The 21,056-nt window shown below is 41.3% G+C and carries 22 protein-coding genes and 2 pseudogenes; 7 read left to right on the top strand and 17 right to left on the bottom strand.

Going from position 1 to position 21,056, the window contains the following annotated elements; all coding sequences use genetic code 11:
* Nucleotides 1-340: 340 nt before the first annotated feature.
* Nucleotides 341-820: a hypothetical protein gene (locus AC3ANV_RS14735; RefSeq protein ID WP_488309491.1), complete on the top strand. Its 480-nt coding sequence runs from the start codon at nt 341-343 to the stop codon at nt 818-820.
* Nucleotides 821-1,943: 1,123 nt separating this feature from the next.
* Nucleotides 1,944-2,150: pseudogene (locus AC3ANV_RS14740) on the top strand (NAD-dependent malic enzyme); the annotation flags it as partial.
* Between the two features lie 198 nt (nt 2,151-2,348).
* On the opposite strand, the gene AC3ANV_RS14745 reads toward AC3ANV_RS14740, so the two are convergent.
* Entirely contained in the window at nt 2,349-3,614 is a 1,266-nt protein-coding gene (locus AC3ANV_RS14745) for an MFS transporter (protein WP_488314230.1), read from the bottom strand.
* Nucleotides 3,615-3,861: 247 nt separating this feature from the next.
* On the opposite strand from AC3ANV_RS14745, the gene AC3ANV_RS14750 reads away from it, so the two are divergent.
* Nucleotides 3,862-4,308 (top strand): YkvA family protein, encoded by a 447-nt coding sequence (locus AC3ANV_RS14750; RefSeq protein ID WP_488309492.1) that lies wholly within the window; start codon nt 3,862-3,864, stop codon nt 4,306-4,308.
* 75 nt (nt 4,309-4,383) lie between these two features.
* Here the strand turns inward: AC3ANV_RS14750 and pqqE are convergent, their stop codons facing one another.
* From pqqE to AC3ANV_RS14805, 11 genes are all read right to left on the bottom strand, one after another.
* Nucleotides 4,384-5,526 carry a pyrroloquinoline quinone biosynthesis protein PqqE gene (pqqE, locus tag AC3ANV_RS14755; protein WP_488309493.1) on the bottom strand — a complete coding sequence of 381 codons (1,143 nt, stop codon included), beginning with the start codon at nt 5,524-5,526 and terminating at the stop codon, nt 4,384-4,386.
* A complete protein-coding gene (gene pqqD / locus AC3ANV_RS14760; RefSeq protein WP_488314231.1) occupies nt 5,495-5,845 on the bottom strand; it encodes a pyrroloquinoline quinone biosynthesis peptide chaperone PqqD in 351 nt (116 codons plus the stop codon). Before pqqD ends, pqqE begins: the two co-directional genes overlap by 32 nt.
* 39 nt (nt 5,846-5,884) lie before the next feature.
* Complete coding sequence (gene pqqC / locus AC3ANV_RS14765; protein ID WP_488309494.1) at nt 5,885-6,634, bottom strand: pyrroloquinoline-quinone synthase PqqC; 750 nt, start codon at nt 6,632-6,634, stop codon at nt 5,885-5,887.
* A 2-nt stretch (nt 6,635-6,636) separates the two neighbouring features.
* On the bottom strand, nt 6,637-7,560 hold the full coding sequence (pqqB, locus tag AC3ANV_RS14770) for a pyrroloquinoline quinone biosynthesis protein PqqB (protein ID WP_488314232.1): 924 nt from the start codon (nt 7,558-7,560) through the stop codon (nt 6,637-6,639).
* On the bottom strand, nt 7,542-7,796 hold the full coding sequence (locus AC3ANV_RS14775) for a hypothetical protein (protein ID WP_488309495.1): 255 nt from the start codon (nt 7,794-7,796) through the stop codon (nt 7,542-7,544). Before AC3ANV_RS14775 ends, pqqB begins: the two co-directional genes overlap by 19 nt.
* A gap of 66 nt (nt 7,797-7,862) precedes the next feature.
* Nucleotides 7,863-7,943: a pyrroloquinoline quinone precursor peptide PqqA gene (gene pqqA, locus AC3ANV_RS14780; protein WP_488314233.1), complete on the bottom strand. Its 81-nt coding sequence runs from the start codon at nt 7,941-7,943 to the stop codon at nt 7,863-7,865.
* Nucleotides 7,944-8,236: 293 nt separating this feature from the next.
* A complete protein-coding gene (locus AC3ANV_RS14785; RefSeq protein ID WP_488309496.1) occupies nt 8,237-8,398 on the bottom strand; it encodes a c-type cytochrome in 162 nt (53 codons plus the stop codon).
* Nucleotides 8,399-8,480: 82 nt separating this feature from the next.
* On the bottom strand, nt 8,481-8,948 hold the full coding sequence (locus tag AC3ANV_RS14790) for a hypothetical protein (protein ID WP_488309497.1): 468 nt from the start codon (nt 8,946-8,948) through the stop codon (nt 8,481-8,483).
* 147 nt (nt 8,949-9,095) lie between these two features.
* A complete protein-coding gene (locus AC3ANV_RS14795; RefSeq protein WP_488309498.1) occupies nt 9,096-11,027 on the bottom strand; it encodes an outer membrane protein assembly factor BamB family protein in 1,932 nt (643 codons plus the stop codon).
* A gap of 668 nt (nt 11,028-11,695) precedes the next feature.
* Nucleotides 11,696-11,995 carry a putative quinol monooxygenase gene (locus AC3ANV_RS14800; protein WP_488309499.1) on the bottom strand — a complete coding sequence of 100 codons (300 nt, stop codon included), beginning with the start codon at nt 11,993-11,995 and terminating at the stop codon, nt 11,696-11,698.
* A gap of 133 nt (nt 11,996-12,128) precedes the next feature.
* Nucleotides 12,129-13,139 (bottom strand): NADP-dependent oxidoreductase, encoded by a 1,011-nt coding sequence (locus AC3ANV_RS14805; protein ID WP_488309500.1) that lies wholly within the window; start codon nt 13,137-13,139, stop codon nt 12,129-12,131.
* 117 nt (nt 13,140-13,256) lie between these two features.
* Between AC3ANV_RS14805 and AC3ANV_RS14810 the strand changes: the two genes are divergently transcribed.
* Nucleotides 13,257-13,838, top strand: coding sequence for a TetR/AcrR family transcriptional regulator (locus tag AC3ANV_RS14810; RefSeq protein WP_488309501.1), 582 nt, complete (start codon nt 13,257-13,259; stop codon nt 13,836-13,838).
* A 90-nt stretch (nt 13,839-13,928) separates the two neighbouring features.
* A complete protein-coding gene (locus AC3ANV_RS14815) occupies nt 13,929-14,120 on the top strand; it encodes a hypothetical protein (protein WP_488309502.1) in 192 nt (63 codons plus the stop codon).
* A 274-nt stretch (nt 14,121-14,394) separates the two neighbouring features.
* On the opposite strand, the gene AC3ANV_RS14820 is transcribed toward AC3ANV_RS14815, so the two are convergent.
* Together AC3ANV_RS14820 and AC3ANV_RS14825 are read right to left on the bottom strand one after the other, a co-directional pair.
* Nucleotides 14,395-15,825: an IS4 family transposase gene (locus AC3ANV_RS14820; protein WP_488309352.1), complete on the bottom strand. Its 1,431-nt coding sequence runs from the start codon at nt 15,823-15,825 to the stop codon at nt 14,395-14,397.
* A gap of 218 nt (nt 15,826-16,043) precedes the next feature.
* A pseudogene (locus AC3ANV_RS14825) lies at nt 16,044-17,473 on the bottom strand (IS4 family transposase).
* 174 nt (nt 17,474-17,647) lie between these two features.
* On the opposite strand from AC3ANV_RS14825, the gene AC3ANV_RS14830 reads away from it, so the two are divergent.
* Nucleotides 17,648-18,193, top strand: coding sequence for a DinB family protein (locus AC3ANV_RS14830; RefSeq protein ID WP_488309503.1), 546 nt, complete (start codon nt 17,648-17,650; stop codon nt 18,191-18,193).
* Nucleotides 18,194-18,366: 173 nt separating this feature from the next.
* On the opposite strand, the gene AC3ANV_RS14835 is transcribed toward AC3ANV_RS14830, so the two are convergent.
* On the bottom strand, nt 18,367-18,885 hold the full coding sequence (locus tag AC3ANV_RS14835; protein WP_488309504.1) for a YfiT family bacillithiol transferase: 519 nt from the start codon (nt 18,883-18,885) through the stop codon (nt 18,367-18,369).
* Between the two features lie 323 nt (nt 18,886-19,208).
* Between AC3ANV_RS14835 and AC3ANV_RS14840 the strand changes: the two genes are divergently transcribed.
* The gene (locus AC3ANV_RS14840; RefSeq protein ID WP_488309505.1) at nt 19,209-19,367 is read left to right on the top strand and encodes a hypothetical protein; all 159 of its coding nucleotides are present in this window, start codon (nt 19,209-19,211) and stop codon (nt 19,365-19,367) included.
* A 530-nt stretch (nt 19,368-19,897) separates the two neighbouring features.
* On the opposite strand, the gene AC3ANV_RS14845 is transcribed toward AC3ANV_RS14840, so the two are convergent.
* Together AC3ANV_RS14845 and AC3ANV_RS14850 are read right to left on the bottom strand one after the other, a co-directional pair.
* The gene (locus AC3ANV_RS14845) at nt 19,898-20,227 is read right to left on the bottom strand and encodes a protein NO VEIN domain-containing protein (protein ID WP_488309506.1); all 330 of its coding nucleotides are present in this window, start codon (nt 20,225-20,227) and stop codon (nt 19,898-19,900) included.
* 350 nt (nt 20,228-20,577) lie between these two features.
* Nucleotides 20,578-21,042, bottom strand: a complete 465-nt coding sequence (locus tag AC3ANV_RS14850) for a GNAT family N-acetyltransferase (RefSeq protein WP_488309507.1) — start codon at nt 21,040-21,042, stop codon at nt 20,578-20,580.
* Between the last annotated feature and the right edge of the window lie 14 nt (nt 21,043-21,056).

The following is a 21,056-nucleotide window of genomic DNA, read 5'->3' on the forward strand; positions in this document are numbered from 1 at the left end:
TGCCGAATATTGTTGTGAATGTTCAAGTGTTGCGATCATTATAACGTTAGTAGTCACTGGTATCGGAGCTATGATTCTGTCGAAATTGAGTGATGTCCTCCTTTCCGATTTCGGAGATTAAGATGTTAGATACTGAACCGTTAGACGAATAAGAAAAAAGGATGGCAGCTACAATCCTCCCTAAACTTAAGCACCCGTTAGTTAAACAAGCACATTCTCTTATACTTCATATTTTCCTCGAAGTGTGACGTTAAGCATTCTTTTCATAACTTAAGAAATTTATTGAATATACACTCCTAAAAAAACAAATATTAGCTTCATACTTTTAGAAGGAGCTGCAATGAACAATATGATAAATAAAATTGTATTATGGACTATTCTTATTGCTCCTTGGTTCTCTTTATTTTTTCTAAAGAAGGACGATATAAAGCGATTTATGCCTGTATCTATTTTTGCGTCTTTTTTAATGCTTCTTTATAATGTTATAGCTTACAATCAAAAGCATTGGATTGTAAAAGTCACAATAATACCATGGTTCAAACATTTTTTTATGCCTGGGATTTTAGGAGCTTTTTTGATAATAACTCTTTGGATTTTTTATTATACATATAGGAAATTTTGGGTGTATTTAATAACAAATGTAATATTAGACTTTATGTTTGCGATTTTCCCCATTCATTATTTGTTTCAAGATAAATTAAAAATTTACCAACTAATAAACATTACTCCTTGGGGCAGATTTGTTCTCTTTGTCTCTTTATCGATAATTATTTATGGTTATCACAGATGGCAAGAAACGATTTATAATAAAAATATCTAATAAAATATCTATTTGTTAATGGAAAAGGTTTTTAAAATATCAAAGCAATTTCTTTGATATTTTTTGCGTTTACTATTCCATTTTTTTGTGTCGCTTTTTTTGTCAAATGCGAAATAATTGAGAGATGGATTTTCATCTTTCTTGTTCCACTAACCCCTTTAGTTTAAGTGAAAAGTATCACAAACAATTCCTTGTTGTGAAGAATATATAAAAATTTAAATTAATATTAATAATAATTTTAGTGTTAATAATAAAATCATTATTAATATAAACATATACATATATGTATTAAAAAGAAAAGACCGCTCGGACAGCGATCTTACATCAAGAAGTTTAGAAATTATCATGTGCTTTCTTTATCTATCTTTTCAAACTTAAAGTACATATTACAACTCTTATCATAAAGAATTAGTTCATCATCTCCCAGTGAACTAAAAACAGTTTTATCATGATTTAAAGAATATAATAGAATAGGTTTGGCTGCATTGAATATTACCTGACAAAAGTATTCATACATGTTTCTTTTTTAAATAAGTCCGATAGATATAAAGCAAAAAACAAGTAAAAAAATAACATAACATAATATAATACTTATTTTGAGCATAAAAGAGATGGAGCTCAGACCTTCCTAATAAAAAAGTGTATACTAAAAAACTTAGAAACAGTTGTAATTGAAAATCAAAGTAAATCCTTTCATCTCAAACGTTTTTCTTATTCACCTAAAAATTTTACAATCAGAATCCTTAAACCGACCATTATTAATAATAACTTTTGGTGCAATTATCGAAAAGGTTAAACTGAATGTTAGTAGCACTCCGTTAACGAACCATCGACCAAATTCCCCATTTAAGGTTTTGGCATTTAAAAAACATGAAAGTATGAAACCAGAAACTAAATATAGGATACAAAACGTCATATATTTCCGTCATACCCATCATAGCTGCACTTGTAGAAAGTCCACTTCTCAAACTATGTGCTGCAAAGTCGTTTACTTCCATACCCAGCTTTCCGATGTATTTCTTTATAATAAGTGCTATGGATTTATAACTTAAACGTTCTTTGATATTTCCATGCCGATCAATCGAACGAAACAAGGCCCCAGAATCTTGGACAGCCGAAAAAAGGCATTGATTTAATCGTCGTTACCGACTCTGAAAGCATTTTGGGTATTGGGGACCAAGGGGAAGGCTGTATTAATATTGCGATTGGTAAACTTGCCGTATACACAGCGGCAGCTGGTATTGATCCAAGCCGTGTTCTGCCAGTCGTGCTGGATGTTGGTACGTACAATCAGACTTTTATTGCCGATCCTATCTATATTGGCAACAAATTCGTCTAAAGCAGAAGGCGCCCGCCGATATAGGAATAAAGGGTTACCATGATATTGTACATTCTCCCTTTTATGGAATTTCTGCTTGGTAACCACAATTTTCTCTACCAAAAGAGCTAGGTTCATTTTATCCATTAACCTGGCTCCTTTTTGTTGAAAATGTATAGTTTAAAATTCCTCAATCCTAAAACCCTAACATCATCCCGATGAAGCATGGGATTTCATTCGAATTTCGTAGATGCTGAAGACTTTTCCATATAAATAAGTAAAACTGAATTGTAAACCGGAAGCTATGTAAAAAGGCAGGGCCAGTGAACCCAATCCAAAAAGATAGCCGGTGAAATACGGTCCAATCGAAATGGGCAGCCTTATTGAAAAGATATTGATGCTTGATGCGAAACCACGGCGCATGTCACGAGTCAAACTCACACTCAACGCTTGCTGTGCGCCTTGTGTACCTCTGTTTAAAGCCGTTCGAATGATATACAAGACAGAAACAAGTGTATATGACGATAGTAAGGGCATCAAAATCAAAAGCAGGCTTGCAATGAAACGAACTAGCACAATGGACCTTATTGTCCCGTGTTTGTGGGATAATCTTGCTTGTAAAACCGAGGTAACACCCGTCGCAAAAAAAGTGACAGCCAATGTGCCTCCAATCTGTATACTGCTTACTCCGAATTTAGCCGAAAACCAATAAGACATCATCGGTCCCGTAAGCCCAATGGCAATCCCGTTAAGGATGTTAATCGCAGCCAGCTTTAAGACCGCAGAATTTTCTTCGCGCAGGATTCTCTTTTCCTGATTCCCTGACTTCTCTTTTATATATCCTGGTTGTTTATCAATCTTTCCTTCCCGAATGGTTAAAATGATTGACGCGGTAACAAGCGATAAAACGAAGATAAAGAAGAATATAGGGCGATAGGATGAGACTCCCGGAAGGTTATGATTCCATAAGGCCGTGATCCCCGCCAGCACGGCACCCGCCGCCATTCCGAAAAAGCTAAGAGCATTATTCAGACTGTATACCTTTCCCCTCTCTATTTTTGGGATAAAGGCCGCCAGCCAAGACTGCTCCGCCGGGGCACACAGACTGGGAGAACCGGCGTCCGCTTTCCCAAAACCTGAAAGTGTGATTGCAATAAATAATAAAATAGTATCTGTAGATAAAATCCCAATCAACGCACATCCAGCTGTTAATAGTTCAGAAAAAAGGATAAAGGGTTTTCTCCCCAATCGATCGCTATAAATACCTATGACGGGGGCTAGTCCCACACCAAGCAAACCTCCGGCAGCAAGCACACTTCCAATCGCCGCCGTGCTCCAACCCAGTGCAGCGAGGTATAGAGACAAATCAACAACCAGCATGCCTTGTCCAATACTTCGTATGGCATTGACCAGCATTAGTTTTCTGGCAGCCGGATGAATTTTTTCGGCTCCTTCATCATCTTTCTTACCAAACATAAACTTCAACTTTATCACTTCTTTTCTATTTTTCTTACATGCAATTTTAATAAATATGGGTGATATCGGTAATCCGTGGGTTATTGTTACTCTACTTAAAAGAGTTCCAAATCATCCTGTCATTTATTCACAGCCATTACGGTTACCTATAAAGGAAACATCACAATGTGTGTGCATAATGTCTTTAGAAAACACAAATGCGGATACAGCAAAAGATGTTTAAAATGGTGGTGTTGGAAGCAAAATAATGCGAAAGGAGATGGACTGCCCGATTAAAAACGAGGATAGTTTATTAGTAAGGGAAGGAAACGACATGGTTAAGCAATCAAACAAATGGAAGGAATTCATACAAAATCTAAAACAAAATATCTATATCCTGTATCTGGCATACCGTCATCCGAAAACACCATGGTATGCTAAAGTATTTTCACTTTTAATAGTTGCCTATGCATTAAGCCCGATTGATTTTATCCCAGATGTAATTCCCGTATTAGGTTATTTGGACGAAGTAATTCTGCTCCCCTTGGGGATTTTAGGAGCGTTCACTCTAATACCGAATCATGTATTGCAAGAATGTCGGTTGACAGCAAGCCAAGCCCCTAAAAGGTTGCGGAAAAATTGGACTGCGGCGATTATCATCCTTCTCATTTGGATTAGTCTCGCGACATCGATTCTTTTCAAATGGGTTATTTGAAAAGAATCGATAAAAAAGGTGCCAAAGGTTATGTATGGGTCTCCCCATAGCACCAAATTTTCATTGCTTATTTTTTTATCTGCCTTTTTGATACGGGTTTTTCTGTAAGAGCCTTCGATAGATCATTGGTGATGATTGTATCATGGGGTTGCTATTGGCCTCTTGTATAGCCTTTTCAATCAGATGATGTTTTGGCGCCCATTGGCAGACTGGATCCGTCGCATATGCATCCCCAGTTAATGCAAAAGCCTGACAACGGCAGCCACCACCGTCCTGGTGTTTTAGTTCACAGGAAAGACAAGGTTCGGGCATCCATGCATCACCGCGGAAACGGCTAAAGGACTCCGATTCATACCAAATATGCCTTAAAGACGCCTCACGGACATTTTCAAAATATAATCCTTCAATTATCCCAGCGGTGGGGCAAGGAAGGACAGCCCCATTCGGTGCTACCGTAAGACCGATTGCGCCCCATCCCCCCATACATGGCTTAGGTGCCGATGCGTAATAATCAGGGATGACCCAAATGATTTCCATTTTTTTCTCAAGCCGAGTTTTAGCAGATTCATAGATTTCACGGGCACGCTCAATCTGATCCCAGCTTGGCAGCAGCCGCTCCCGATTGAGCAAAGCCCAATTATAATACTGCGTGTTCGCCAGCTCCAAACGTTCTGCTCCCATTTCCTCAGCGAGTTGAATGATCTCATTTAAATAGTCAAGATTCATCCGGTGTAACACAACATTTAATGACAAATGCAATTCGGCCTTTTTTACCGCATTGACAGCTTCCCGTTTCTTCTCAAAGGCTTTGTACCCGCCGATGAAGTCCGAAAGCTTCGCTTCCCCAGCCTGAAAGCTCACCTGCACATTTTCTATACCAGCCTTTTTTATCCGGGCTGCCTTTTCGGTTGTTAATCCTATGCCACTTGTAATGAGATTGGTGTACATTTCTAATGAATTAGCGTGGCGGATTAGGGCCTCTAAGTCGTCGCGTATGAGTGGTTCCCCACCGGAAAAGTGAATTTCCACCACTCCTAAATCGGCAGCCTCCGATAAGACACGGTACCAGTCCTCGGTTGTAAGTTCCATTGCTTTCGAAGCCATTTCTATCGGATTTGAACAATATGGACAATGTAAAGGACAGCGATGAGTTAACTCTGCAAGAAGCGAGTATGGGGGTTCAACCCTATACTCGCTTCTTGCTATCATCTGTGTCATGCTTATGGATCACCACCCATCCTTGATCCTCCATCTCCCGAAGAAACTCAGAAATGTCTGCCTCCATCATTTTCAAATCGGGCAACGAACCTGTACTTATTGCTTCTGTGCCTGCCTGCAGTGAAGTCCTTATCTTTTCGGTGATAGTGTGTATCGTTCGGCACCCATCACATAGAGTAAGGATAGATGCGGCGGTTTCGTTCAAGACCAAAACCTTTTCCGGTAACAATAGGAGATGCTTCTCTCTTACTTTATCAAATTTTAGTCGCGCTTTTACTGCAAGGTTTGGAACGCTGCTAGCTAAAATTGGCTCCACCACCAATCATTTTATTCTCCTGGCTAAAGCCAAAACTATCAATCACTCTTTAAGGGGAAAAGCTTTTTCAATTGCATCAAGCTGCACCCATAACACATCACATTTGAATCGTAAAGCTTCGACAGCCCGCCGTTGGTCTTCCGGTGTTTGGCAATAGGTCAAAACAAGCTTAAGGGCAATATCCGAGTCACGCGGTGCTTGCGTCAAGCGACTTTGAAAATAGTCCATGCCTGCACTGTCTATCCACGGATACAGCCGCTCAATTACCTTAATCCGCTTTGAAATTAGATCGGGTGAAAACAATTCGGTTAACGAGGAGGCAACAGCTTCAATCCACGGTTTTGTCCGCGCGAAGTGAACATAGGCATCTACGGAAAAACGAACGCCCGGCGCGACTCTGTCTTCCCGTACTACTTCTTCCCGCGACAAGCCCACAGCTTCTCCCAATTGCAGCCAGGCTTCAATCCCTCCATCTTCCCCCTGTGTACCGTCATGGTCAATGATTCGCCCAATCCATTCACGCCGCAGCTCCCTTGACGGAAGGTTCGACAAGATGGCTGCATCTTTAATCGGAACAGATTTCTGATAGTAGTATCGGTTGGCCACCCAGCCGCGGATTTGTTCTCGGCTTAATTTCCCTTGGTGCATCGCCATATGAAAAGGATGTTTATCATGATAGAAAGAATGCCCGACTTCCTTTAATCGCTCTGTGAATTCTTCCTTCGTCCAAAGCCTTTCCCCTTTTTTATACAGTATTTTTTCTTGGCTTACTGCCCCACCTTGTTCCAGCATGATCACACCTCCACTTCCATTCCGTCATAGGCAATCTCAAAACCAAGTCGTTCCAATGTATCCCTTTCCATAGAGCCCTTCCTTAAAATAGGGTTGCTGTTATTAATGTGGATTAGGATTTTTCGCTCAGCTGGGTATAATGCTAATTTTTCCGCGATTCCTGATTGGCCACTAATTGGTAAATGTCCCATACTTCTTGCGCTTCGTTCCGTTGCCCCCATTTCGACCAATTCATCTTCCGACCAAAAGGTTCCGTCGACCATCAAAATATCAGCTTTCTGCAAGCAGGCTTCTATAGTTGGAGAAATACTTTCTAATGTAGGAAAGTAAGCGAGACATCTGCCGGAACTTTCATTATGAAGAACCAGCCCGACCTCCCAAAAATCCTCTGAGGAATCATCCTCCTTGTCCGCTTGAGTATAAAGCGGCGGTTTTCTTGAAACGGGGATCGTCTCTACGATTATTGCCTCTTCACCTAAAGGTCCTACCCGCTGCCTGAAATCAGGGTTAAGAGGCTGCCATTCCCATGAGCAATAGTTTTTTAGCATCGGTAACACCGGAAAAGATGATTGCATACACTTTTTTACAATTTCGGTTCCATAGATAGTTAAACAAGAGCCCTCCCGCAGTGATAACAACCCAATCGTATGGTCGAGCTCGGCATCAGTTAAAATAACTCCGGCTAGAGGTGTTTCTCTTATTCCAGGACCCGGATGCAGCGAGGCAAATGATTCAATCTGTTTCGGAACATCCGGCCCCGCATTGATGAGGTACCAATCCTTTTCATTGGCACTTACCGCAAGAGAGGATTGTAACAACGGCCCTAGTGCCTTGTTTCCTTTCCGAACATCATGACAGTTTGGACAAGCGCAATTCCACTGTGGGAATCCCCCTCCTGCCGCTGTTCCTAAGACTCTAATTCGAATTTGGCTTCAGTCCTTTCACCGGAGATTTGAACATCGTTGTTACCATTATCCCGCCGTTTTCCAAAGAATTTTCCAACCTGCCACCCAATCGCAATATTGGTCAGAGCCATGAGGGAATATAGCAGATAGTCTCCGATCGGTTCAGGGGTTAGTAGATCAACGACCAACCACCCTCCAGCAGCTGCACACCCGATTATCGCGCCTATCAATGATTTTAAGTAATGGTTCATTCTCATTTGCACATCCTTCGTTGATTTGGTAAACCGTCTAAATCATGCACAAGAGGCAAGTAGTGTTTTGTGCTACTTACACTTACCGACGTAGGAATACATCGTCACCTCAGAAGATGTATTGATCACTTTGTACTCAGGCTTCACCCACATGTTATCCACCCCTTTCAAATTTATCTTATGTCGGTGGAAACCTCAAAATAACTAGAATTTCGACTTGAAGCTGTCCTAAATTGTTACGAAGTTTTACGATATATAGCAAAAAGGGACAAGACTTATGGAGGCATACACTAAGAAAAGCGCAAACGCCTTGTTCAGCCCCGACAAGCGCTTAAGACCTCGAGGGGCTAGGCGCTGGAGCTGGACAATTCTCAAAGTCGAATAATTTATATTTTCTTTTAAAAAAAAACTGAGTCCAAATGTTGTTGGACTCAGTTTTTTTAAATTTAGATTACTTTCATTAAAAGGTTGTCCATTAGACTAGGAAATGTTACTTCTATTGAAGCCAGCCATTTTGCTAATGCTTTCACTTGATCATTATTAACAAGACCACCAGGCATACGTCCGCCTCCGTTAATGATTTGATTTACTATATCCTGTTCAGACATGGACCGACATGCTGGAGATTCGGGCTGGCTCCCCCCTCAAGATTTTATGATACGGGATGCTTTTAGGGTTTCAACACCTATATTAGTCAGCGTTATTAAGGATAAATCTAATTGTCCATTGGCCCTTTCGATTGAAAATCCCATGAGTTTTAAAGGTCATATGAGGATTTTCAGGTCTGTATTGATGCAGTTGTGCTTCTATCGTTCCTTTATATTCGTTTTGACCTACTTTTTTAAACAAATCGGAATTTTCACGAACTAACGTGTGTTCAATCCAAATATGCGGACTTTCCATCAGGCTCTTGGCATGCGGATTTACTTGAATATCCGAATTTGAAAGTATCGTATAATCCAGTCTAATGTTTTGACCGTGGTTTATGATGGAATAGCCATTGATTGTTAGTTTGATTCCGTTATCCTCAGCTGAACCTAAGCCTTGATTTGATACGGTTTCGGTACTGGCAAGAGGGTGGGAGGCCAAGCCACCGAGTAAGGAAAATAATAAGGCAACCCTACTGATAGGTACGGTAAATTTCGAAAAATCTCTCAAATGTATCACCATCCTTATTTTTTGTTTTAAGGTTTTCTCCACTTTAAGGCATTCTACTCTTTATCATGAAGCAACCTAAGTCCGAATGAATGGATCGGACTCGGATTGCTTTGTAAAAGGGAGCGCTGTTTTAGAGTGCTTCATTTCTTATTTCATTTTGGATAGCCAATCCGCTAGTGCTTCAGCTTCTGCACCTTTAGCTAGGCCTCCCGGCATGCGGTCGCCGCCGTTTAAGATTTGATTCAATATGGCTTCTTTGGACATCGATTTACCGATGTGTTGAAGGTTTGGAGCAGTTGCGCCCTGAAGATTATCTCCGTGACAAGAAACACAACTTCTTTTGTAAACCTTTTCCGGATCGATAACGACGTCGGCTTGGCCTTGTAATTTAGCATTTTGATTAGGGGCAGCGATCTTTTCCTTACCCCCGAGTCCATAAACCACAACCCTCGTTCCGCCAGTAATCACCGCAATATATTGTTTGCCATCAACCATATAAATGGAAGGCGCCATTTTGATTTGCTTTCCTCCACTTTTCATACTCCATAATACTTTTCCTTTTTTAATATCGAGAGCATTCACCGTTCCGTCCACTTCCCCGTAAAAAGCAAGACCGGAAGCAGTACTTGTGAATCCTCCATACATCGGATCGTCGGTATTGATTTGATAAACTTTTTTACCTGTATTAACGTCAATAGCTGTAATGTTACCAGTAGGATCAACATTTTCTGGTAAAGGAAGCATCTTCGTACCAGGGAAGGTATTGTTATCTTTTGCAATCTCATTCCGATCTTTTGCTGCTAACATTAAATTCGGGCTATTAATACCTGGAATAAGCACATAGTTGGTTTCGGGATCATAAGTCTCTGGTGCATAGCTTTCGCCACCTGGCGTACCCGGCCATTGAAGTTTAACCTTACTCTGATCGCTTGGTGGTTTTGAATGTTGTATTTTGACAAATGGTACACCATCATAAATGGTTTTTCCCGTTTTGGCATCCCATGCATACCATTTCCCATTCTTTCCTCCTTCAACCACAATCTTCTGCTTTTTCCCGCTGACCTTGGTATTGAGAACCATCGGTGTCGCGGCAGCGTCATAATCCCATACATCGTGATTGACTTCGGAGGATGCCCACTTAAATTCCCCTGTTTTACTGTCCAAAGCAACGATGGAATCCGTATATGGATTTTTTCCTTTTCGATCCTCATCGTAAAAGTCAGGGGCTGGATTCCCTACTGCAAAATACATCATATCGGTATCTGGATCAAACGACATCGGGGTCCATACGGAGCCTCCGCCCGTATATTTACCCTTCACCCAGCCCTTTCCTCTTTCAGGAACGGTCCAAAACGGTTCTTTCCAAAGTGGTTCGAGGCTATCCGCTTTAAATGCCATAACGAAGCCTCGGGTGCCATTATCACCACCGCTGCTTCCAACGTAAATGTTGCCATCATAATACATCGGAGCCGAAGATTCATAGTATCGGTTTTCTAACTTGATGGAGGGAACATAATCCCAAAAGTTGACCATTTTTTCCAGTTTTCCAGTTTTCGCATCAAGTTTGGCCAGCCGATTGTCAATCATCAAGACATATACCTTTCCATTGGCCACAGCGACACCTCTACTTGCCACATTGGATTGCCATGGTAAACTATCAAGATGATCAAGTACCTCCTTAGGAGGTGTCCAAGCCCAAAGTTTCTTCCCGCTTTCGGCGTCGATTGCAAACACATGATTTTTTGCACTCGTCACATACATAATTCCGTTTTGCACGACAGGGAAATCCTCTTGTAAATTAGGAACATCCTGATTCCATTCCATGATATCCTGCTGCCAGACAATCCCCAATTTTTTTACATTATCTTTTGTAATCTCTTTATAGGGCACATGTCGGGTATGTTGAAGGTCATAACCCCAATTTGGGAATCCTGTCCCCTTTACCTGATTCGCCTGGTTGTTGTCAGATGATTTCTTAGTCCCGTTATTCGAATGGTTCTGGTTATTATTCGATTGACAGCCAACAAGAACCATACTGGCTAACAAGACCGAACCTGTTGCCTTTAAATAACTCTTCACGAAAATACCTCCTCACACTGTGAAATCTTAATATGTAGTGAATTTCTGATATGAACTGTTCCGCTTTGTGCCTTATCCCCTCCTGAAGACAATTTTATTTTAATAAGATCAATGGTATAATTATCTAAAACCTCTTAAATTATACAAATTGTGAACAATCCACCCTTCCCTTTTGATTGAAATGTGAGAGAGACGTTTTTTTACATCGTCCAATCTGCTTCATGATCGATGACTAATACCCTTAAAGATCAAACCGTTTCTAATTTCAAAAGTTTTATAGTGCTGTGATGCGTGGACAAAAGCATTTTTTAAGCATAAAAAAACCCCCCAGCCAAAAGGAGGCCGCTGAAAAACTGACGTTTTTTCTTAGTAACTAGCCAGCCTCATAAAAAAAGACGACTCTCATTCAGATTTTTGAATGTGGAGTCGTTTTTTTTTCAACTTTACCCGAATATCGTCAGTTCCATGCATAGTAGAACTATTCTCACCTTATCTAGTTTTTCAGCCGCACGGCATATCCGTTGGCATACCTTCTTTAAAAATGGCTTTAGCCTTCGTTCTGCCGACTCCACCTGGCTTCATACCCCATAGCCTGTCAGCTGACGCATGCATGAGTATTGGCGGAATGGGTTTCGAGAAACATGGTTATTGTCATTCCCATCACTCTTTTACTCCATGAACGAGCGTTCGTTCGAGGCATCGTATTTTAGAATGTCCATTCTCATCCTGTTTCCCCACTTTTTTAAAAACGGCGCCGACTCATGTCTTTCAACATGGGCTGTCAGCGATTCTTGATCTTGCCACCGCTGGACAGTCAGCATGCGTCCGGCGCGCGCATCTTCCAAAGTAAAGGCATAAAAGAGGCATCCATTTTCAGCTCTCGTGCTGGAAACGACGGCCTGAACGTCTGCAGTGAACTCATTCCCATCAGACGGATTTAGGTGAACGTAACCCATGAGTATAATCATTGTTGTTCATCCTTTTTTTCTAAATTTAAGTTAGCAAATTTTTTCAAAGCTCATTCGAGGTCCTCGATAGTGGAACGCCGCAAAGTTTTGCGGCGTTCCACTAGGAGTGCGATAATCATTCGAGCTGTCGTCCTTACACAACCGTGAGCACGATCTTGCCTTGGATGTGCCGACAGGCGGCTCGTTCGTGCGCCTTGCGAGCATCGGCAAGTGGAAACGTGCTGTCGATGGCGACGCGAACCGTCCCGGCATCGAGCAAGCGCCCTAATTCCGCTAGCTGCGGGCCGTTTGAGCGCACTTGGGTCATCGATACCGTGACGCCCAGCTTTGCGGCATCCTCGGCGTCGGGGAAGCCTATGAACACTGGGAACAAATCGCCGCCACGTTTGAGCGTACGCAAGAAACGACCGGTTGTTGGACCGCCGAGGGTATCGAGGACGAGATCAACGTCATGGGCGATGTCCTCGGGAGGGCTCTTGGTGTAGTCGATGAATTCGTCGGCACCGAGCTCGCTCAGGAACGACTCATGCTTGCCCGATGCCACTTCGATGACATGCGCACCCTTCCATTTAGACAGTTGCACCGCTAAGTGCCCCACGCCGCCCGCGGCACCATTGACGAGTACCGTCTTGCCGTTGAGCGGAAGCGGGCGATGCGACTCCGGTTGAAACGGATTCGCTTCATTGTGCCCCAAATCGATCAGGAACTGCCATCCGGTGAGACCTGCCATCGGCGCCCCTGCGGCGTGCACGTGATCGATGCCAGCCGGTTTGAGTGCAAGATCCGACGCTGGCGCAGCGACGTACTCGGCATAAGCAGCGCTCTCCCCCATGCTAGGAAAGCGAACCATGCCGAAAACTTCATCGTCGATGGAGAAGCCTTGCACATCCGTGGCTACCGCCTCGACGACGCCCGACATGTCCGACCCCAGAATGAAGGGAAAGGACACTGCCGGCTGCCACTCAGGAGGAAGATCCTTATACCCCTCGCGCAGGTACCAGTCGGGGGGGTTGATGCCAACAGCGTGAACGCGGACAAGCACCTCACCCGGTTTCAGTTCGGGAAGCGGGGCCTCCTCGTAACGCAGTACCTCAGGGCCGCCGAATTCGTGCAGCCGAATCGCCTTCATTGTGTTTGTAGACATCGCTTTCTCCTTTCACACAAATGTGTTATCCTTATGAGAGCAGTGCTCCACTTAAACGGGTCACTGTTCCGTTTATTAATATGCGGAGCACTGCTCCGATTGTCAAGGAGGAATCATATGCGAGCCGATGCGAAGAAAAACTATGAGCACATACTCGCAGTCGCGAGAGTCGTTGTAACCGAGCATGGCGTCGATGCATCGCTGCGCGATATCGCTCGCAGAGCTGGTGTCGGGCTCGGCACACTGTATCGTCATTTCCCGACGAGAGAGGCGCTGCTCGAAGCTTTGCTCCGCGGAAGCTTCGACGAGTTTACGACAAAGGCACGTGAGCTCGAAACTGCGAGTTCACCCGATGATGCACTCGTGTCGTGGCTACGCGACGTCGTTGCATTCACGGGCAACTATCAAGGTGTTGTGGACGCGATGATGGCAGCCAAGGAGGACACGGAGTCCGCACTCCACGCTTCATGCGTCACGATGCGCACGGCAGGCACGCGACTTCTCGCTCGCGCCCAGGCCGAGGGTCTGGCGCGTACCGACATGGATGGGGATGACCTGTTCTCGCTAGCTGCTGCGCTTGCGTGGCTCAGCAACCAGCCCTCGTCCGCGCCACGATCTGAGCATCTCTTCAGTATTATCGCGAGTGCGATCTTGACGAATCGAGAGAGCAGCGATTTTCAGGGCCAGCCGCAACCCTAGAGCAGGTCGCACGCGTAGCGGAGGTCGGCATCGGCACTCTACCGTCACTTCCCGACGCGCGACGCACTGATCGAGGCGGCCGTACAACTGATGATGGAGCGGGAGCCGGTGGCGGCGCTCCGCGAATGGCTGCTGCTATTCGTGGATTTTCTTGACGCCAAGAAGTTCATGGCGGAGGCACTGAGTACGTTGATCGGCGGCTCAGATGCCCTCAACAGCGGAACTCCGGCCCGCCCTGTCGCTTTTTTCAGGATGACTCGAATGACATCTGCAAAGCATTAACGAGGGATATGAGTGAGACAATGGCCTTTCTGGAGTCATGCACTTACGAAGAGATAAATCTATTGTCCGATGAGTTATTCGACGTTACGGATTAACCGGCTTGTTTGAATAAATTTTCACTTAGCGTACGTTTTCCGCGTTTTGTTGGCGGTACCCCATGCCCATCAAGCTAATATTAATAAATGCGTAGAATAGAGACGTTTCTGTAAAGTGATGTCTATACTTCTAAAGAGAGACATGCCAAAATAAGCCTGGAACAGGCTATTTTTTTAAATTATGCTGCTTTCTTTTGACCCATGGTATACTGATAGACAACACCCAAAATATCAAAGACTGTCTTTTTCTCGTATCGATGAGACTTTCGCCCGTTTTTCTGTAGGAGGGCAAACAGGCGAAACAGGACCTTTGATAGCTCTTGGGTGCTTTTTTGTATCGATTGAAACAGTAATAAAAAATAATCTTTGATGATATAAATGGTTTTATATTCGCTAATTTCTTGTTTTTTCTTGGTGAGGAGTAGCTGCCGCATTTGAAACATGGTAGATGAACAAAGGAGGATAGCAATTAGTTGACCATAGAGATGACATTCTAATCGCTCTTTTTTGATCTCTTTACAATGATCGATTTCAAAGAAGGATTTCCATGTTTTAAAGAGTAATTCGATTTGCCAACGTAATGAGTAAAGATCGTGAACGTGTTCCGTTGGAACATCTTTGGGTGGTGCATTGGTGATGTATACATTCATCGCACTCAATCGTTTACTCCGTTCCTTCATGACAATCCCTTTCTTTTTCTCCTTTAACGCTTGATTTTTCCATCGTTTTCGGGTTTGTTCTTCGGTCAGTCGGTGGAAAATAACTCGAGCCGTCAACTTTTGATACTGGCCAATGTAAACGTCAGTGATTTCAAAGGTTTGCCCCGGTTTTAATTGACTCATGATCTCTTCTAAATCCAGTTGAATATATTCAGTTTGCTTTTTGATTGTTCCGTTTTTAAAGTATTCCGGTTCAGGATTCCTTAAATAAATCCGATTGTTTAATTTTAAGCGAGAGATATAATAAGCTCCATTCTCATCCATTTGATGGAGATCTTTCAGGTCAAAGTAACCTAAATCACGTATGCATAAATCACCAGTTTGTACGGTTTGTAAGCAAGTAGAACCGTAGGTTCGATCATTTTGTTTACCTGGTCCCGAGTGAACATGCATGAATTGACCACTGAGAAGATCATATTCTAATTGAATCTTTACGCCAGCTGTATGACTACTCCCTCCAGATCCTTGATAAGTTGAGGCAAACATATCTGGAAGTTGAAAGGTAGTAGAATCCAAGATTCGTATACGTTGAAACTGAGCAACATAACGATGAGGTATAGCCTGAGAGGTATATAGCTTTTGAGTAAGCAAGGAAGTGAATACATGTTGTAGAAGCCTAACAGCCGATGGATTAAATCGTTGGTTGAGTCCTTCAGGACTGATCAAGACACCCGTTGAAGATTCTAAAGAACTACATAACTGAGTCAAGGAAGTGCTCGCTACTTTTTGACTTAGCCACACGCATAACGCTATTAAATCTTTAGCTTGATACTTACTTGTCCTTTGAACAAAGCCCACTTTTCTAGCCAGCTGTTGCAGAGATTGTGGGGACAAAGATCGTTGCAATTCCTGAGAAAACAAAGTCAATTCATTTAAAACCTCGCTACACATAAAAAACACCATCCTTTCCATGATATTACAGAAAGAATAGCGTTTTTTTCGTTATGGGGGTAATGATTTGTCTTAGCTTGATGGGCATGTGGCGGTACCCCATGCCCATCAAGCTAATATTAATAAATGCGTAGAATAGAGACGTTTCTGTAAAGTGATGTCTATACTTCTAAAGAGAGACATGCCAAAATAAGCCTGGAACAGGCTATTTTTTTAAATTATGCTGCTTTCTTTTGACCCATGGTATACTGATAGACAACACCCAAAATATCAAAGACTGTCTTTTTCTCGTATCGATGAGACTTTCGCCCGTTTTTCTGTAGGAGGGCAAACAGGCGAAACAGGACCTTTGATAGCTCTTGGGTGCTTTTTTGTATCGATTGAAACAGTAATAAAAAATAATCTTTGATGATATAAATGGTTTTATATTCGCTAATTTCTTGTTTTTTCTTGGTGAGGAGTAGCTGCCGCATTTGAAACATGGTAGATGAACAAAGGAGGATAGCAATTAGTTGACCATAGAGATGACATTCTAATCGCTCTTTTTTGATCTCTTTACAATGATCGATTTCAAAGAAGGATTTCCATGTTTTAAAGAGTAATTCGATTTGCCAACGTAATGAGTAAAGATCGTGAACGTGTTCCGTTGGAACATCTTTGGGTGGTGCATTGGTGATGTATACATTCATCGCACTCAATCGTTTACTCCGTTCCTTCATGACAATCCCTTTCTTTTTCTCCTTTAACGCTTGATTTTTCCATCGTTTTCGGGTTTGTTCTTCGGTCAGTCGGTGGAAAATAACTCGAGCCGTCAACTTTTGATACTGGCCAATGTAAACGTCAGTGATTTCAAAGGTTTGCCCCGGTTTTAATTGACTCATGATCTCTTCTAAATCCAGTTGAATATATTCAGTTTGCTTTTTGATTGTTCCGTTTTTAAAGTATTCCGGTTCAGGATTCCTTAAATAAATCCGATTGTTTAATTTTAAGCGAGAGATATAATAAGCTCCATTCTCATCCATTTGATGGAGATCTTTCAGGTCAAAGTAACCTAAATCACGTATGCATAAATCACCAGTTTGTACGGTTTGTAAGCAAGTAGAACCGTAGGTTCGATCATTTTGTTTACCTGGTCCCGAGTGAACATGCATGAATTGACCACTGAGAAGATCATATTCTAATTGAATCTTTACGCAACTGTATGACTACTCCCTCCAGATCCTTGATAAGTTGAGGCAAACATATCTGGAAGTTGAAAGGTAGTAGAATCCAAGATTCGTATACGTTGAAACTGAGCAACATAACGATGAGGTATAGCCTGAGAGGTATATAGCTTTTGAGTAAGCAAGGAAGTGAATACATGTTGTAGAAGCCTAACAGCCGATGGATTAAATCGTTGGTTGAGTCCTTCAGGACTGATCAAGACACCCGTTGAAGATTCTAAAGAACTACATAACTGAGTCAAGGAAGTGCTCGCTACTTTTTGACTTAGCCACACGCATAACGCTATTAAATCTTTAGCTTGATACTTACTTGTCCTTTGAACAAAGCCCACTTTTCTAGCCAGCTGTTGCAGAGATTGTGGGGACAAAGATCGTTGCAATTCCTGAGAAAACAAAGTCAATTCATTTAAAACCTCGCTACACATAAAAAACACCATCCTTTCCATGATATTACAGAAAGAATAGCGTTTTTTTCGTTATGGGGGTAATGATTTGTCTTAGCTTGATGGGCATGTGGCGGTACCCCAATAACACCGTTTAAGGTAACGCTTTTTCAGAGGACTGTTTTCATTTTGAAAAAATGTAGTATAGTAGAGTTGGTGATACACTCGATATGGAAGGTGGGAAAATCAACACCCATGTTGGCGATTCAAGAACAGTTAAATACCACTCGGAAGTACCTATTGTCTGTACTAGAAGGACTCAGCGATATTCAATTGAACTGGAAACCCGATGAACACACTTGGAATGTTGCGCAAATTGTACAGCATATAGCAACTGTGGAAGTCGGCGCAGCGAAAATCATTCAACTTGGACTTGCCCAGGAACCAAACTTTGTACCTAGAGACATTCCGCTTGGTAAGATGATTCTGGACCGTTCGAAGAAAGCTAACGCGCCGGAACATCTACATCCTTCAGCAGAACCGAAAACGCTGGAGGAGTTAAAAGAAATTTTACATAATAGCCAGGCACAATTTCTCGGTGCGCTCAACAGCATAGAGGACGTTTCCTTGCTTGATAAAACCGCTCCACCCATATCTCACCCAATCTTTGGGCACCTGAGTACAAACCAATGGATTACAGCAGTACCGTTCCACGAACAACGACACATCAGACAAATTGAAGAAGTAAAGGGACAGTTGTAGTTAAGTTGATTTGCAGTTGTCCGTAAGCAATTCCATATAGGCTTCCCTTATCCACGTTTATTTGTGATACTGGAAGTCTGTTATTTTCCTCGTTATTAATCCAATGATGGTCAAGAGTAGTGCTATTACGTTAACGCCCCCGTTACTTTAAGTGTAATCTTTCACAAAGTATCTTACCAGCCCTTACGATTACACAAAGAAGTAATATGTGCAAGATGATGACGCCCGTGCCAAGCGTAAATACCTATGTTTTCACCTACTGAAACTTCACCTGATTCTGGGTGGATAAATGTCTTTTCTAAATCAGCCCTACTTAGACTTCGTAAAAGGTTTGTCCAGCGTTTGTGCAATGATTCGAGCAGAGATAGTGAAATATCAATTGGTAATTTACAATCAGAAAGTTCCGCCCACTTCTTTTCGTCATATGGCTTTATTACAGGTTTTTCTTCTGTTAGAGCCAATTTAAAGCGAACGTATGCATTCATATGACTATCCGCAAGGTGATGAATTACTTGTCGAACAGTCCACCCTCCTGAACGATAAGGTGTATCAAGCTGTTCATTATCTAAGTCTTTTACAGCATCTTGTAATAATCTTGGTAAATCTTCTATCTCATTTATCCAATCCTTTGTAACGCTGTTTGTAATCTCACCTTTGAATTCAAATTTTCCAATTGGGTATTTTATATCCATCTATTATTCCTCCCTTAAGTCACTTGTAATCTTTTTAGCTAACTAAATTAATGGTCTAAAAATATATAATTCTCCATCTTTCCCTTTAAATCCTTTAGGCCTATATTTGTTATTCAACTAAACTCCACGTTACTTGAAGAAGCAACTCGCTTTTATTACACCTTTTGTTCGTAATGTTCCATACTTAGATTTCCAATTTTAAGTGCTTTTTCTTATTCATCTAACAAGCAGTAAAATAATAAAATAAGAAAAAGGTTGGTGAAATCTATGAATGTAATTCTTATCATAGTTGGAATCCTTTTTTTACTTGTCGGCTGGTTTTTTTGGCTTGGTCCATGGAAGAGTCTAATGGATCTTTTCTGGAGGATTTATTAGAGGAACTTGTAGATATATTGCTATTGACTCCAGGTCCTAAAACAGTAGCATTACTCTTTTGGTTAGTTGGCTTATTAATTATGTCTTTAGGAATTGGTGCATTATAAAATCCTGCGTGAATATATTTTCTTGAATTTTGGCATCAGTTTAGCTTGTGTCCTTCTTTTGACTATGTTAGCTTATACACAATATGGGTCAAAAGTGACTTAAAGCAGGCATCTCTTATTGAACTGCCACGTTAATTTAAGTGTAAACATTCACAATCTCTTCATTCATACCAATTTTCTTTAAACCTGATGTTCAACAATCTGGCCCTTTAATGGAATTTAATAACTAGAATTTTTAAACATATTTTTTTGTAAATGTACCATTTTATTTGTAATTAAACATTTTGGTAACCGTCATCAGTTCAAATTGTTTCGTAAACTTCTGTATGAATGATATAACGATTGCAGCATGCAGCATTTCCTGTAATTCGTAAAATTGATATTATACGAATTATTGACTTTATAGATATTACAAGACGGAACCTTTTTACAATTCCGTCCTGTAATAATAATTTTGTATAGACATCCACTGAACTTCGATGCCTTAACGTTGCTTGATAATATTAAAATATGGTGGTTATTCCGCCTTTTTAACTCTCTTTTAATGAAGCACAATAAACAGTTGGGACAAACTGAATTACATCAGCCGTGGTAGGACTTACCACCCTTTTCACTATCTCTATGCCTTCAGTTAAAGCACTTTTTACTAAAACGAGCTCGTATTGTTTTTTACATTTTTTTGCTACCCCAAACTCCCTTGAGGACATATAAAAATTAAAATTATTACTATTGGTAATTGACCCTTTAACTTCAATGTATTTCTCCACCCCGTTTACATCAAATGATAAGATGTCATATCCATATCCATCACCTTCACGAGAAAGCAATTGAACATCGTCTGCTAAATCATTCTTCCCCATAGCTCTAAGCGATTGCTTTTCAGTTTCATATACAAATTCTTCTGCTGCTTTACCGACCCTCTCATTTTGAAGTTACCGCTTTTTTCGAAGGTTTCTATACTTTTCTACGCCTATTCCAGTATATTTTCTAGTTTTTTTCTCAGATTTTGAATCATCAAAAATTTCATTTTCAAGCTCATCAAGTCCTTCCTGCAAGCCAATGTATTCAAGTAAATTATTTAACACAATAAAATCATTGATAAGCTTATCTATTCTAATTAATTCAACTTTGTAAGAAAAATATATGGGAATGCCCTTAACATAATTCTTTGGTCGTGTTGAAACCGGGAGTATTATTAATACGGCTAAATTTACCGCATATACTTTTCATAATTTATAAGTGTCAAGTTCTGGTTTATTGGTTCCTCTCCTGTTTTTTTAAACCCGAGTTTTTCATAAAAATGGCGATTTCGATGATCATCTTTTGGGGTATGAAGCGACCACTTTCGTACATGAGGGAATCGTCTTTCTAGCTCCTGTACTATTTTACAACCCAATCCTTTGTTTTGAAATCGAGGGCTAAGGAAAATCGAATATAAATAATAATGAGTATTGGTCTGTATGACAATGCAGATTCCGCCTGCAAGCTTACCATCAACAAAAATAGAATAATGCAAAGAGTTTTGCATTCTAAATAAAAAATAATCCAATGATTCAGTTGCTGGATTTGTATCGTAATCCTTATATTTCATTAAATCGGAATAAAACGCTTCTCTTTGCATGTTTAACAATTCGTAGGCTTCTGCATTTTTTGATGGTAATATCATAAATTTCATCTCCCTACCTCCTA

The sequence above is a fragment of the Neobacillus sp. DFD-2R genome (genome assembly GCF_057747865.1).

Bases quoted from the DNA above. Each gene is read 5' to 3' on its own strand.
- AC3ANV_RS14775 (WP_488309495.1), bottom strand. From the start codon at position 7,796: ATGAGAATGAACCATTACTTAAAATCATTGATAGGCGCGATAATCGGG.
- AC3ANV_RS14785 (WP_488309496.1), bottom strand. From the start codon at position 8,398: ATGTCTGAACAGGATATAGTAAATCAAATCATTAACGGAGGCGGACGT.
- AC3ANV_RS14850 (WP_488309507.1), bottom strand. From the start codon at position 21,042: ATGAAATTTATGATATTACCATCAAAAAATGCAGAAGCCTACGAATTG.
- AC3ANV_RS14820 (WP_488309352.1), bottom strand. From the start codon at position 15,825: ATGTGTAGCGAGGTTTTAAATGAATTGACTTTGTTTTCTCAGGAATTG.
- AC3ANV_RS14835 (WP_488309504.1), bottom strand. From the start codon at position 18,885: ATGGATATAAAATACCCAATTGGAAAATTTGAATTCAAAGGTGAGATT.
- AC3ANV_RS14800 (WP_488309499.1), bottom strand. From the start codon at position 11,995: ATGATTATACTCATGGGTTACGTTCACCTAAATCCGTCTGATGGGAAT.
- pqqC (WP_488309494.1), bottom strand. From the start codon at position 6,634: ATGCTGGAACAAGGTGGGGCAGTAAGCCAAGAAAAAATACTGTATAAA.
- AC3ANV_RS14810 (WP_488309501.1), top strand. From the start codon at position 13,257: ATGCGAGCCGATGCGAAGAAAAACTATGAGCACATACTCGCAGTCGCG.
- AC3ANV_RS14735 (WP_488309491.1), top strand. From the start codon at position 341: ATGAACAATATGATAAATAAAATTGTATTATGGACTATTCTTATTGCT.
- AC3ANV_RS14805 (WP_488309500.1), bottom strand. From the start codon at position 13,139: ATGTCTACAAACACAATGAAGGCGATTCGGCTGCACGAATTCGGCGGC.
- AC3ANV_RS14845 (WP_488309506.1), bottom strand. From the start codon at position 20,227: ATGGGGAAGAATGATTTAGCAGACGATGTTCAATTGCTTTCTCGTGAA.
- pqqA (WP_488314233.1), bottom strand. From the start codon at position 7,943: ATGTGGGTGAAGCCTGAGTACAAAGTGATCAATACATCTTCTGAGGTG.
- AC3ANV_RS14815 (WP_488309502.1), top strand. From the start codon at position 13,929: ATGATGGAGCGGGAGCCGGTGGCGGCGCTCCGCGAATGGCTGCTGCTA.
- pqqE (WP_488309493.1), bottom strand. From the start codon at position 5,526: ATGACACAGATGATAGCAAGAAGCGAGTATAGGGTTGAACCCCCATAC.
- AC3ANV_RS14750 (WP_488309492.1), top strand. From the start codon at position 3,862: ATGCGAAAGGAGATGGACTGCCCGATTAAAAACGAGGATAGTTTATTA.
- AC3ANV_RS14745 (WP_488314230.1), bottom strand. From the start codon at position 3,614: ATGTTTGGTAAGAAAGATGATGAAGGAGCCGAAAAAATTCATCCGGCT.